Source organism: Pseudomonas lini, assembly GCF_964063345.1.
GTDB lineage: Bacteria > Pseudomonadota > Gammaproteobacteria > Pseudomonadales > Pseudomonadaceae > Aquipseudomonas > Aquipseudomonas lini_B.
On record NZ_OZ061318.1, the window covers coordinates 5,731,062 to 5,742,927 of the forward strand.

At 58.7% G+C, this 11,866-nt stretch carries 11 protein-coding genes, 1 tRNA gene and 1 pseudogene; 10 read left to right on the plus strand and 3 right to left on the minus strand.

Annotated features, from left to right (window positions below):
* Positions 1-50: 50 nt before the first annotated feature.
* The 9 genes and pseudogenes from AB3226_RS26230 to AB3226_RS26270 all read left to right on the plus strand — a co-directional run.
* A complete protein-coding gene (locus tag AB3226_RS26230; protein ID WP_367375233.1) occupies positions 51-1,661 on the plus strand; it encodes an ABC transporter substrate-binding protein in 1,611 nt (536 codons plus the stop codon).
* A 63-nt stretch (positions 1,662-1,724) separates the two neighbouring features.
* The gene (locus AB3226_RS26235; RefSeq protein WP_367375234.1) at positions 1,725-2,762 is read left to right on the plus strand and encodes an ABC transporter permease; all 1,038 of its coding nucleotides are present in this window, start codon (positions 1,725-1,727) and stop codon (positions 2,760-2,762) included.
* A 45-nt stretch (positions 2,763-2,807) separates the two neighbouring features.
* Positions 2,808-4,418, plus strand: coding sequence for an ABC transporter substrate-binding protein (locus tag AB3226_RS26240; RefSeq protein WP_367375235.1), 1,611 nt, complete (start codon positions 2,808-2,810; stop codon positions 4,416-4,418).
* A 62-nt stretch (positions 4,419-4,480) separates the two neighbouring features.
* Positions 4,481-5,398, plus strand: coding sequence for an ABC transporter permease (locus tag AB3226_RS26245; protein ID WP_305426582.1), 918 nt, complete (start codon positions 4,481-4,483; stop codon positions 5,396-5,398).
* 11 nt (positions 5,399-5,409) lie between these two features.
* Positions 5,410-6,249, plus strand: a complete 840-nt coding sequence (locus AB3226_RS26250) for an ABC transporter ATP-binding protein (RefSeq protein WP_367375236.1) — start codon at positions 5,410-5,412, stop codon at positions 6,247-6,249.
* A gap of 10 nt (positions 6,250-6,259) precedes the next feature.
* Positions 6,260-7,036 (plus strand): ABC transporter ATP-binding protein, encoded by a 777-nt coding sequence (locus AB3226_RS26255; RefSeq protein ID WP_367375237.1) that lies wholly within the window; start codon positions 6,260-6,262, stop codon positions 7,034-7,036.
* A 26-nt stretch (positions 7,037-7,062) separates the two neighbouring features.
* The gene (locus tag AB3226_RS26260) at positions 7,063-7,431 is read left to right on the plus strand and encodes a 5-carboxymethyl-2-hydroxymuconate Delta-isomerase (protein ID WP_367375238.1); all 369 of its coding nucleotides are present in this window, start codon (positions 7,063-7,065) and stop codon (positions 7,429-7,431) included.
* Positions 7,432-7,485: 54 nt separating this feature from the next.
* The gene (locus AB3226_RS26265; protein WP_367375239.1) at positions 7,486-9,303 is read left to right on the plus strand and encodes a glycosyl hydrolase family 28 protein; all 1,818 of its coding nucleotides are present in this window, start codon (positions 7,486-7,488) and stop codon (positions 9,301-9,303) included.
* A gap of 97 nt (positions 9,304-9,400) precedes the next feature.
* Positions 9,401-9,511: pseudogene (locus AB3226_RS26270) on the plus strand (aldo/keto reductase); the annotation flags it as partial.
* A gap of 384 nt (positions 9,512-9,895) precedes the next feature.
* On the opposite strand, the gene AB3226_RS26275 reads toward AB3226_RS26270, so the two are convergent.
* A tRNA-Ser gene (locus AB3226_RS26275) sits at positions 9,896-9,983 on the minus strand.
* 124 nt (positions 9,984-10,107) lie between these two features.
* Here AB3226_RS26275 and AB3226_RS26280 point away from each other — a divergent pair.
* Positions 10,108-10,779 carry a Bax inhibitor-1/YccA family protein gene (locus AB3226_RS26280; protein ID WP_007898177.1) on the plus strand — a complete coding sequence of 224 codons (672 nt, stop codon included), beginning with the start codon at positions 10,108-10,110 and terminating at the stop codon, positions 10,777-10,779.
* A gap of 73 nt (positions 10,780-10,852) precedes the next feature.
* Here the strand turns inward: AB3226_RS26280 and AB3226_RS26285 are convergent, their stop codons facing one another.
* Together AB3226_RS26285 and AB3226_RS26290 are read right to left on the minus strand one after the other, a co-directional pair.
* Complete coding sequence (locus AB3226_RS26285; RefSeq protein ID WP_367375240.1) at positions 10,853-11,245, minus strand: VOC family protein; 393 nt, start codon at positions 11,243-11,245, stop codon at positions 10,853-10,855.
* 108 nt (positions 11,246-11,353) lie between these two features.
* Positions 11,354-11,791 carry an Lrp/AsnC family transcriptional regulator gene (locus tag AB3226_RS26290; RefSeq protein WP_008006559.1) on the minus strand — a complete coding sequence of 146 codons (438 nt, stop codon included), beginning with the start codon at positions 11,789-11,791 and terminating at the stop codon, positions 11,354-11,356.
* Between the last annotated feature and the right edge of the window lie 75 nt (positions 11,792-11,866).

The following is an 11,866-nucleotide window of genomic DNA, read 5'->3' on the forward strand; positions in this document are numbered from 1 at the left end:
CATGCCGGGCCGTCCGAGAGCCCTATAAATATAAGAAAGGCACTCTCGCTATGAGCATTCTTCCTTCGCTGTGGGCGCGGGTATTTGCAGCCACCCTTGCGGTCAGCGCTGTACCCGTTGCTTATGCCAAGACGCCGGCCGATCAACTGATCGTCGGCATGAGCATGATCAATCTGTTGTCCCTCGACCCGGCGGCAGCCACCGGGCTGGACGTGTCGGAGATCAATGCCAACCTCTATGACATGTTGCTGGTGCAGGATGTCGCCCAGCCTGATCGCTTGCTACCGGCGCTAGCTGAGCGTTGGCAAGTCAGTGATGACCGCAAGACGTTGACCTTCAATCTGCGTACCGACGTGCGTTTCCAGTCCGGCAATTCCTTGAGTGCCGAAGACGTCGCCTGGTCGCTGCAACGAGTCCTCAAACTCAATCTGGCGCTGGCCTCGACCTGGAAGGCCTACGGTTTTACGGCCGAGAACGTCGAGCGTTCGATGCGCGCCACGGACGCCAATACCTTCGTCATTGACCTGCCTCGGCCAACCGATCCGCTGTTGGTGCTCAACACCCTGGCGACATCGCCCAGTGCGTTCATTCTCGATCGCAAGAAAGTCCTCGAACATCAGAAGAACAACGACATGGGCACCGCGTGGCTGGTGACGCATGCGGCCGGCAGTGGCGCCTTTGTGCTCAATGACTGGCGCGCCAACGACGTGATTCTGATGAGCCGTTTCGACGGTTACTGGGGTGGTCCGGCCAAACTCAAACGCATCGTCATGCGCAACATGACCGAGTCGCAATCGTTGCGTTTGATGATCGAGCGCGGCGACCTGGACATCGCCAAAGGCATGTCCGCGCCGGATATCGAAGCCCTGCAAAAAAGCGACAAGGTGCGCACACAAACCCTGCAACGCGGCACGCTGTATTACGTTGCGCTGAGTGTGAAGCAGCCGATGTTTGCCGACGCCCGCGTGCGTAAAGCCGTGCGCTCATTGATCGATTATCAGGGCATCAACCAGACGGTCATGCCGCACTACGGCGTGATCAACCAGCGGCCGATGCCACTAGGCCTCGCCGCGCGCTTGCCCGATCCCGGTTATCGGCTGAATGTCGATGAAGCGAAAAAATTGTTAGCTGATGCGGGCTACCCCAACGGCTTCAAGACCACCATCCGTGTGCTGGCAGAGCCGCCGTTCATCAACATTGCCTCCAACCTGCAATCGACGCTGGCTCAGGCCGGCATCGAGGCCAGCATCATCACCGGCACCGGTAACCAGATCTACGGCGCCATGCGTGAGCGCAGTTTCGACATTATCGTCGGGCGTGGCGGCGGCGGGGCAGAGCGCCATCCGCATTCGAGTTTGCGCACGCTGGTGTACAACCCGGACAACCGCGACGAAGCCAAACTGAGCAATTTTCAGGGCTGGCGCACGTCGTTCTACAGCCCTGAATTGAACCAGTTGATCGAGAGCGCTGAAGTCGAGCCCGATACCAACAAGCAACGGGCGCAGTACCAGGACATCCAGCAGCAACTCGATCAGCAAGTGGGCGCTATTTTGCCGGTTTCGCAGATGACCGATACGGTGCTGGTGTACAGCGATGTGGCTGACTTCCAGGGCCACACGGCTGCGACCACGCGCTACAAAGACGTCTATAAGAAGCGCTGAAAACCGCGAGGCTCGACCCTCGCGTATTGGCTGTAGCGGTGTCCGATTTATCAGGAGCTCACTATGTTTGTTATGACTGCCTCTGCCTTGGGAGCCCGTGCTTCCAATACTGCCCGGCGCGCCAGCACGGTGCTGGTGACGTTGCTCGGCCTGTTGGCACTGACCTTTGTCATCGGCCGGGTCATGCCGCTCGATCCTGTACTGGCAGTGGTCGGGCCGGACGCGGACAGTTCCACTTACGACCAGGTGTACCGGGCGATGGGGCTGGATAAACCGATCTGGACTCAGTTCGGTCTGTACCTCAACGACTTGCTCCATGGCAATTTTGGTAACGCGCTGTTGACCGGTCACCCGGTGCTCGACGATATCCGGCGGGTGTTCCCGGCGACCATCGAACTGGCAACGCTGGCCATCCTGTTCGGCGTTCTGATCGGTTTGCCGTTGGGCGTGTGCGCGGCCAGTAACCAGGGACGTCTCGGCGATCATGTGGCGCGGGTGATCACGTTGTTCGGCTATTCCACGCCGATTTTCTGGCTGGGCATGATGGGCTTGCTGGTGTTCTACGCCTGGCTGGGTTGGGCCGGTGGTGCCGGGCGAATCGATCTGGCGTATGACGGCATGGTGCCCGAGGTTACCGGCCTGTTGCTGATCGATTCGACCCTGGCGCGGGACTGGGAAGCCTTTGCCAGCGCCTTGCGCCACATCGTGTTGCCGGCGCTGATTCTCGGCCTGAACTCGGTGGCCTACATCAGCCGGATGACGCGCAGTTTCATGCTCGAACAGTTGTCCCAGGAATACATCGTCACCGCACGGGTCAAGGGGTTGTCACGCCGTCAAGTGGTGTGGGGGCATGCCTTTCGCAACATCCTCGTGCAGTTGCTGACGGTCGTGGCGCTGGCCTATGGCTCGCTGCTCGAAGGCGCGGTGCTGATCGAGACGGTGTTCGCCTGGCCCGGCTTCGGCCAGTACCTCACCAGCAGTTTGATGCTCGGCGATATGAACGCGGTGATGGGCTGTGTGTTGGTGATTGGTCTGATCTTTGTCGCGCTCAACCTGATCAGCGATGCCTTGTACAAGGTCTTCGATCCTCGTACCCGTTAACGCGCAACGCAGCAGCACTAAAACTATAAAAAGAAGGATTCTTTAATGACGACTGCATTTACCAAACTGCACGCTGGCCTGATGGCGGCGGTCCTGGCTCTCGGGCCGATGACGCTGGCCAACGCCAAGACGCCGGCCGATCAGTTGATCGTCGGCATGAGCATGGTCAATCTGTTCTCCATCGATCCGGCCAATGCGCCCGGGCTGGATGCGTCCGGCGTCAACGCCAACCTTTACGACACGCTGATCAAGCGAGATCAGGGCAACCCGGAAAAACACCTGCCGCAATTGGCCGAACGCTGGGAGATCAGCGAGGACGGCAAGCAGGTGACGTTTCATCTGCGTCAGGACGTGAAATTTCATTCCGGCAATCCGCTGACCGCCGAGGATGTGGCTTGGTCGCTGTACCGGGTGATGAAACTCAACTTCGGTCTGGCGACGACCTGGAAAGCCTACGGCTACAACGTCGATAACATTCAATCGCTGATCCGTGCCAGTGATGCCCATACCCTGGTTATCGAATTGCCGCAAACCATGGACCCGCTGCTGTTGGTCGACTCGCTGGCGATCTCGCCGAGTGCCGTAGTGGTGGACCGCAAGGCGGCGCTGGCGCATGAGAAAAATGGCGATCTGGGTGCCGGCTGGCTGGTGACCAACGAAGCAGGAAGCGGTCCATTCGTACTGACCAAATGGACCGCCAATGACTCGCTGCTGCTGACCCGTTTCGACGGCTACTGGGGCGGCGCGGCCAAGCTCAAACGCGTGGTGGTGCGGCACATGACCGAATCCCAGTCGCTGCGCCTGATGCTTGAACGCGGTGACCTCGACTTGGCTTACGGCATGGCGGCACCGGATATTCGCGCCATCGACGGCTCGGAAAAAATCCAGGTGCAGTCGTTGCCGCGCGGCACGATGTACTACGTGGCGATGAGCATGAAGCAGCCTGAATTCGCCAAGCCCAAGGTGCGCGAAGCGGTGCGCAACCTGATCGACTACAAGGGCCTGGACGAACAAGTGATGCCGTATTACGGCAAGCTCAATCAGCAACCGATGCAACTGAGCCTGGAAGCGCGCCTGCCGGATCCGGGCTATCACATGGACGTGCCCAAGGCAAAAAAACTGCTCACCGAAGCCGGTTACCCCGAGGGTTTCAGCACCACTATTCGTACGTTGTCGGAGCCACCCTTCATCGACATCGCTGCGCGCCTGCAAGCGACGCTGGCCGAAGGCGGGATCAAGGCCAGCATTGTCACCGGCACCGGCAATCAAGTGTACGGCGCGATGCGTGCGCGCAACTTCGAGATCATCGTCGCCCGGGGCGCCGAGCGTTATCCGCATCCGTATTTCAGCCTGCGCACGTTCGCCTACAACCCCAACAACAGCGACGACGCCGGTTTGCCGAACTTCCAGGGTTGGCGTGCCTCGTTCTTTAACCCGCAGCTCAACAGCCTGATCGACCAGGCTGGGGTCGAACGCGACGGAGCGCAGCGGCTCAGCCTGTATCACCAGGCGCAGGAAATCTACGACCAACAGGTCGGGCCGATCCTGATGATTTCGCAGATGACCGACACCGTGGTCAGCGCTGCCGACGTCAAGGGTTTCGCTGGCGATGATGCCGAGGCGACGCGTTACCTGGGCGTCTACAAGCAACGCTGAATGCGGCCGGGCGTGTCTGCGGACGCGCCGGGTGATCCTGAATTCAACCCGAGAACATGCCAATGATTGCCAACATGTCTTCTACCGATTCCAACGCCAAGCGGCAGGTGGATCGTACCCCCGGGTCCAGCTTCGATGCCTTGTGCAAGAGCGGCCTGAAAGTGCTGCACCACCTGTTGCGTAACCCAATGACCCTGGCCGGGCTATTGGTCGCGATGCTGTTGGTTGTGGTCGCGGCATTTGCCCCCTGGATAGCCACTCATGATCCGGTGGCGCAGAACCTCGCCAACGCGCTACAGGCGCCCGGCGCCGCTCACTGGTTCGGCACCGATGAATACGGCCGGGATATCTTTAGCCGGCTGGTCTATGGCTCACGCATCACCCTGTACATCATCACGCTGGTCACGGTGATTGTTGGTCCTATCGGCTTGTTTATCGGCACGGTCTCCGGCTATTACGGCGGCCTGGTGGACACGGTCTTCATGCGCTTGACCGACATCTTCATTTCCTTTCCCAGCCTGGTATTGGCGCTGGCGTTTATCGCGGCCCTTGGCCCTGGCCTGGAACACGCGGTGGTGGCGATTGCCTTGACCTCCTGGCCGCCGATTGCGCGGCTGGCACGGGCTGAAACCCTGTCGTTGCGCAAGGCGGATTTCGTCGTGGCGGTCGAGCTGCAAGGTGCTTCGACATCGCGAATTATTCTGCGGCACATCGTCCCGATGTGTATGTCGTCGGTGATTATCCGCCTGACCATGAACATGGCCGGGATCATCCTCACCGCCGCGGCGTTGGGCTTTCTCGGCCTGGGCGCCCAGGCACCGTCACCGGAGTGGGGCGCGATGATTTCCACGGGTCGCCGCTACATGCTTGAGTGCTGGTGGCTGGTGGCTGTTCCAGGCGCCGCGATCATGCTGGTCAGCCTGGCCTTCAACCTGTTGGGCGACGGCCTGCGGGACATTCTTGATCCACGCAGCGAGTAACCGGAGGCTGTATGTCTGCAATCAAATTGAACGTCGAAGGGCTCAATGTGCGCTTCGTCAATGGTCAGAAAGAAACCCACGCGGTACGGGATGTGTCCTTCACCCTGGGGCGCGAAAAACTGGCCATCGTTGGCGAGTCCGGTTCGGGCAAATCAACGGTGGGACGCAGCCTGCTCAAGTTGCACCCAGCCAGTACCCGAATCACCGCCAAGGCCATGCAGTTCGGTGAAGTCGACTTGCTGTCGGCCAGTGAAAAAGTCATGCAAAAGATTCGCGGGCAACGTATCTCGATGATCATGCAAGACCCCAAGTACTCGCTGAACCCGGTGGTCAAGGTCGGTGACCAGATTGCCGAGGCGTACCTGGCCCACCACAAGGCCAGCCGCAGCGAAGCCCGCGAGCGGGTGATGGAAATGCTGGAAAAGGTGCATATCCGCGATCCGCAGCGGGTCTACAACCTGTATCCCCATGAGGTCTCCGGCGGTATGGGCCAGCGCATCATGATCGCGATGATGGTCATCACCCGTCCGCAAGTGATCATCGCCGATGAGCCGACTTCGGCCCTCGACGTCTCGGTGCGCCAGCAAGTGCTCAGCGTGCTCGAAGAATTGGTTGAGCAGCAGGAGATGGGGCTGATTTTTGTCAGTCACGACCTCAATCTCGTGCGCAACTACTGTGACCGGGTGTTGGTGATGTATGCCGGGCGGGTGGTGGAATCACTGGCTGCCTGCGACCTGCAAAACGCCCAACATCCCTATACCCGTGGCCTGCTGGCGGCATTGCCGAGCATGGACAATCGTCGCGAACGATTGCCCGTGTTGCAACGCGACCCGCTCTGGCTGACTTGCTGAGGAATTGACCATGCCCATGATCCAAGCACACGCGCTGAACCTGAGTTTCGGCGTTGGCCCGGCCCTCAATCAAGTGCTGCACGACGTCAGCCTCAGCGTTGCCGATGGTGAGTCCTTTGGTTTGGTGGGGGAGTCCGGTTCGGGCAAAACCACCGTGCTGCGCTGCCTGGCCGGGCAGTATCGGCACTGGAGCGGCGAGCTGAGCATTGCCGGTGTGCCGTTGCAGCACAAGATTCCCAAGGCGCATTTCCGGCAAGTGCAGATGGTTTTTCAGGACCCCTATGGTTCCTTGCATCCACGCCATACGGTCGACACTGCGCTACGCGAGCCGCTGATTATTCACGGGGTAGCGGACAAGGACGACCGGATCAGCGAGATCCTGCTCAAGGTGGGTTTGAACGACAGTTACCGCTATCGCTATCCGCATCAGTTGTCCGGCGGTCAGCGCCAGCGAGTGGCGATTGCCCGTGCGTTGATTCTTGAACCCAGGGTCTTGCTGCTGGATGAGCCGACGTCGGCACTGGATGTTTCGGTGCAGGCGGAAATCCTCAACTTGCTGGCGGATCTGCGCCAGCGCGAGAAACTCACGTACCTGATGGTGACCCACGACCTGGGCGTGGTGACGCACCTGTGCGACCGAGTAGCGGTGATGCAGCAAGGCAAGATCGTTGAGCTGCTCGACAGTAAGGCACTCAGTCAGGACCTGGCGACCCACGCCTATACAAGAATGCTGGTGCAAGCCAGCCGTGATTTCAGCCAAGAGTCCGAGCGCCAAATGGCAGTTTGAACAGACCGATTTGCGGAGAAACAACCATGCCCCATTGCCTCATCGATTGCCCCGTAACCCTGGCCCAGCGCGTCGGCGAGCAGACCCTGCTGGCCGCCGTGCACGATGCCCTCGACGCCTTTGGCGTATTCAAACCGGGGGATATCAAGGTTCGACTCAACGGTTTTGTCCATTACCGCTGTGGTGCCACCCAGGATGATTTCGTCCATGTGGCCCTTTATCTGTTCGCCGGGCGCAGTGCCGAGCAGCAACGCAGCTTGGCTTCGGCGGTGTTGGCCGCATTGGTGGGCCTGCTGCCGGACGTCGAAGCCTTGTCCATGGATGTACGGGAAATGCCACGGGAGACGTTCGTCAATCGTAGTCAATACCTCGAAGAAGCCGGGCTGTCGGCCTGACCTTCTGGGTTCAGGCCCCCTGGCGTGATGACTGGCAAAGACAAGGAAAACGACATGCCGTATCAACCTCCCGCTGTTGCTCTGCCCAAACACTTTCTGGCGCGGTCACTGATCGCCGCCCTGGCCGTAAGTTGCAGTCTGTCATCGTGGGCGCTGCAAGCACCGTCGAAACTGCAAGTGCCGACCCTGGCCTTTGATGATCAGCAAATCATTTTGGTCTGGGAGAAACCTGCCGATCACGCCGACATCAAGGACTACCGGGTCTATGCCAACGGCGTCCTGCTGGGCAGCAGCAACACCAACAATGACCGGGTATCGCCAGCCAAGCCCTATATCGACCGCTTCTACGAGCAGGACACCGCGAGCTTCCACTACCGCATCGGCATTCACAGCTACACCGCCCAAGGTCTCAAACCCGACACCTCATACCGTTTCACCGTGCGTGCAGTGGGTGCCGATGGCAAGGAATCGGCTGACAGTCCGGCCCTAGTGCAACGTACGACGAAGGTTGCGCCGGTGTTCGACGTGAAGAAGTACGGCGCCAAGGGCGACGGTAGCAGCCTCGATACCCTGGCCATCCAGAATGCTATCGAGGCCTGTACCGTGGGCTGCAAAGTGTTGTTGCCCAAGGGCGTCTACAAAAGCGGGGCGCTTTATCTCAAAAGCAACATGACCTTGGAAATCGCCGAGGGCGCGACACTGCTGGGTTCCGAGCGCGCCGAAGACTATCCGCTGGAGGGTTACATTCAGTACCCGTATTCGAGCACGGTGCGCCCGGCCTCGCTGATCAACGCCTTGCCGCGTGATCCGCGTCAACACCAGTCGTTCGAAAATATCCGTATCGTTGGCAAGGGCACCCTTGACGGTAATGGCTGGAAGCGGCGCACCGATATCGTCGACGAGCGTGGTCAGCCATTACCGTTCTACCTGCCCAGCGATAACACGCGCTACCAGCAAGACGGCATTCTCGCCAAGGCTCAAGTCGAGCAAGCGGTGGCGCGTGGCATGAATGTCAAGGATGCCTACGGGCAGATGCGTTCTTCGCTGATCACCCTGCGCAATGTGAAAAACGTGTTCTACGGCGGTTTCACTGTGTTGAACCCGGCGTTCCACGGGATCATGAATCTGGAGACCGAAAACGTGGTGCTGGCCAATACCACGCACAAGACCTATGACGCCAACAACGGCGACGGCATCGAGTTCGCCAACAGCAAAGGCGCGATGGTCTTCAACAACTTCTTCGACACCGGCGATGACTGCGTCAATTTCGCGGCTGGCACCGGTGCCGATGCGGCGCATCAAAAGCCGCAGGAGGATGCGTGGATCTTCAACAACTACTTTCGCAAAGGTCATGGCATGGTGGTTGCCGGTAGCCACACAGGTGCCTGGATTCAGAACATCCTGGCCGAGGACAACGTCTCTGACGGCACCGATGCCGGTTTGCGAATGAAGAGTACCAACTTCATGGGCGGCGGGGCACGAAACGTCACCTTCCGCGATTCGGCGATTCGCAATACTGTCAAACAGGCTTTCATTTTTGCCCTCGACTACAACGATCCAAACGCCAAGCTGGATTACCAGCGCTCAACAGTCTCCGGTCAGTTCAGGGATATTCGAGTCAGCGATGTGAGCGTCGAGAATGCGCAAGGCAAGGCGATCGAGGTCAAGGGCGATAGCCAGAGCAACGCCTGGCATCAAGGCTTGGTGTTCGAACGCGTACGCTTCAGTGGCCCGGCCAAGGTGCAGATCGATGGGTTGAAGGATTCTCGCTTTGACAGTGTCGTATTCAGCGAAAATGCTGGTGCTAATCCATGGCAGGTGACGGGAGGGGTGGGACTGAGTTTCAAGGATGTTCAACCATCACCCTTGTAGGTCGTTGGTGATCGAGTCAGCCACCCACTGGTGAACGGATGCGGCTTCTTTCTGCTTCGTGGGCGGCAGGGATTACCAGCGACCAATAATTGGCGGTCAAGTAGACGGGCTGATTGCAGCCTCGGAGTTGCGCCTTAGCGCCGCGGAAATCGACGAAATTCGGCCGTTCCTGCCGTCGGGCATGGGAAATGTCCCGGGGGCTGCCTGACACTATTGAGCAGAGATTGGTCTTTTCCTGCTTCGGCAAGAAAAGAAACCCCTTGGATTTCAATGGGTCGGACGCTAGATGCGAGACTAGTTTCCCGCTTCATACGCAAAAACGCCGCTCTGAGCGGCGTTTTTGTTTGTGCGTAATTTGTTGGGCTTGTTGAAGGCAAGATCAAGATCGTTACTTTTGACCCGGATCTCCTGCTGCCTCTATGTCTTTATCGGTACTGCAGGGGTGCAGCGACAATTTAGCGCCCGAAAAATTGGCCGCTGGTCGAGAAGCAATACTTGATCCAGGGTGTGGGCTGAAGTGTGGGCTGGCAAATTTTTCCAAACCCCAGAAACGACAAAGCCCTGAATAATCAGGGCTTTGTCGGTACAAATATGGCGGAGGCGATGGGATTCGAACTCATGGACCTGTTACAGTCGACGGTTTTCAAGACCGTTGCCTTAAACCACTCGGCCACACCTCCGTTTGCGTTGCGGGCGCCATAATACCTGAATGAAACACACTGTCAAACTCTCTGCATAGCTTGTTACAGAGCGTCTGTTATGATCTTTGCGACTGAACGTTTCAAACCCAACAGGAGTGTCGCCATGCGCGAACAGGATTACGCAGTTAATAACAGCGTGCAGGCTGAGCAGCTAGAGGTTAGCCGCGTCCTGCGCAACACTTACGGCTTACTCGCTCTCACCCTCGCATTCAGCGGCGTGATGGCGTTTGTCGCGCAGCAGATGCGTGTCGGCTACCCGAATATCTTCGTGGTGCTGATCGGCTTCTACGGCCTTTTCTTTCTTACCAACAAACTCCGTGACTCGGCGTGGGGCCTGGTGTCTGCGTTCGCGCTGACCGGTTTCATGGGTTTCCTGCTCGGCCCGATCCTCAACCGTTACCTGGGTATGCAGGGCGGCGCGGAAGTGGTCAGTTCGGCGTTCGCGATGACCGCGCTGGTGTTCGGCGGCCTGTCGGCTTACGTGCTGATTACCCGTAAGGACATGAGCTTCCTCGGCGGTTTCATCACGGCGGGCTTCTTCGTGCTGCTGGGCGCAACGCTGGCGAGCTTGTTCTTCCAGATCAGCGGTCTGCAACTGGCAATCAGCGCAGGTTTCGTGCTGTTCTCGTCGGTGTGCATTCTGTTCCAGACCAGCGCCATCATTCACGGTGGTGAGCGCAACTACATCATGGCGACCATCAGCCTGTATGTATCGATCTACAACCTGTTCGTCAGCTTGCTGCAGCTGTTTGGCATCATGAGCCGCGATGATTGATCGCCAGCCTTGAGTAAAAAACCCGCTTCGGCGGGTTTTTTATTGTCTGGGGTTTGGCTCGGGACGCGGGGGTTCAATCGGGTTCGTGGCAACACACGCAGAGTTTGTTGCCGTCCGGGTCGCGCATGTAGGCGCCGAAGTAGTCGGGATGATAGTGCGCACGCAAGCCGGGCGGACCTTCGCAGGATCCACCATGAGCTATGGCCAGTGCGTGACAGCGGCTGACGATCTCGCGACTCGGCGCAAGCAGGGCGATCATCTGCCCATTCCCTGGTGTAGCCGGCTGTTCGTCGAACGCAGAGCCAATGGCGAACAGCGGACGCGGCGCATCCTTGCTCATCCACGCAGCCCAGGGTTTGCCGGGATCGCAAAATTTCATCTGCAGCTGCAGTGCATCCATGATCGGTTGGTAGAACGCTAATGCACGATCGAAGTCAGTGATGCCGATAAAAACGTGAGACAACATTCACCTGCTCCTTATTCGGCCGGCCGCCAGTAACATGACTTGAGTTTTCATGCCGCCAATCCTTCGCCGGAAAAAATCCAATCTACCCCTTTGCGAACAAAACAGCACTCAAGCCATCGGCGGCAGTCGGCGCTTGACCGGGGTCTTCTTGACGATGGCGGTGTTGGTTTCGGCGTGGCTGTTAAGGCGATCGAGGAGGGTGTCCAGTTGCTCCATCGAGCGCACATGCAGGCGGGCGATGAAGCAGTCGTCGCCGGTGACTTTGTCGCATTCGGTGAATTCGGGTATGGCCTGAATCTGTCGCTCCACTTCCTGCAACTGGCCCGGCAACGGGCGGATGCGGACGATGGCCTGGAGCTGATAGCCGAAGCATTTGGGGTCGATCTCGACGGTATAGCCCTTGAGTACGCCACGTTCTTCGAGGCGGCGCAGGCGCTCGGCGACGCTGGGCGAGGACAGGCCGCTGATCTGTGCCAGGGCCTTGAGCGAGCGGCGTGAGTCTTCCATCAACGCGCTGATCAGCACTTGGTCGATGTCGTCGGTCATGGTGAAACCCCTGTTAGGCGATCGGCTGAATAAGCCTTGATAAAAAAGGCAGAAGCCGAGTTTAGCCTGATTTTT

Bases quoted from the DNA above. Each gene is read 5' to 3' on its own strand.
- AB3226_RS26230 (WP_367375233.1), top strand. From the start codon at position 51: ATGAGCATTCTTCCTTCGCTGTGGGCGCGGGTATTTGCAGCCACCCTT.
- AB3226_RS26235 (WP_367375234.1), top strand. From the start codon at position 1,725: ATGTTTGTTATGACTGCCTCTGCCTTGGGAGCCCGTGCTTCCAATACT.
- AB3226_RS26240 (WP_367375235.1), top strand. From the start codon at position 2,808: ATGACGACTGCATTTACCAAACTGCACGCTGGCCTGATGGCGGCGGTC.
- AB3226_RS26245 (WP_305426582.1), top strand. From the start codon at position 4,481: ATGATTGCCAACATGTCTTCTACCGATTCCAACGCCAAGCGGCAGGTG.
- AB3226_RS26250 (WP_367375236.1), top strand. From the start codon at position 5,410: ATGTCTGCAATCAAATTGAACGTCGAAGGGCTCAATGTGCGCTTCGTC.
- AB3226_RS26255 (WP_367375237.1), top strand. From the start codon at position 6,260: ATGCCCATGATCCAAGCACACGCGCTGAACCTGAGTTTCGGCGTTGGC.
- AB3226_RS26260 (WP_367375238.1), top strand. From the start codon at position 7,063: ATGCCCCATTGCCTCATCGATTGCCCCGTAACCCTGGCCCAGCGCGTC.
- AB3226_RS26265 (WP_367375239.1), top strand. From the start codon at position 7,486: ATGCCGTATCAACCTCCCGCTGTTGCTCTGCCCAAACACTTTCTGGCG.
- AB3226_RS26280 (WP_007898177.1), top strand. From the start codon at position 10,108: ATGCGCGAACAGGATTACGCAGTTAATAACAGCGTGCAGGCTGAGCAG.
- AB3226_RS26285 (WP_367375240.1), bottom strand. From the start codon at position 11,245: ATGTTGTCTCACGTTTTTATCGGCATCACTGACTTCGATCGTGCATTA.
- AB3226_RS26290 (WP_008006559.1), bottom strand. From the start codon at position 11,791: ATGACCGACGACATCGACCAAGTGCTGATCAGCGCGTTGATGGAAGAC.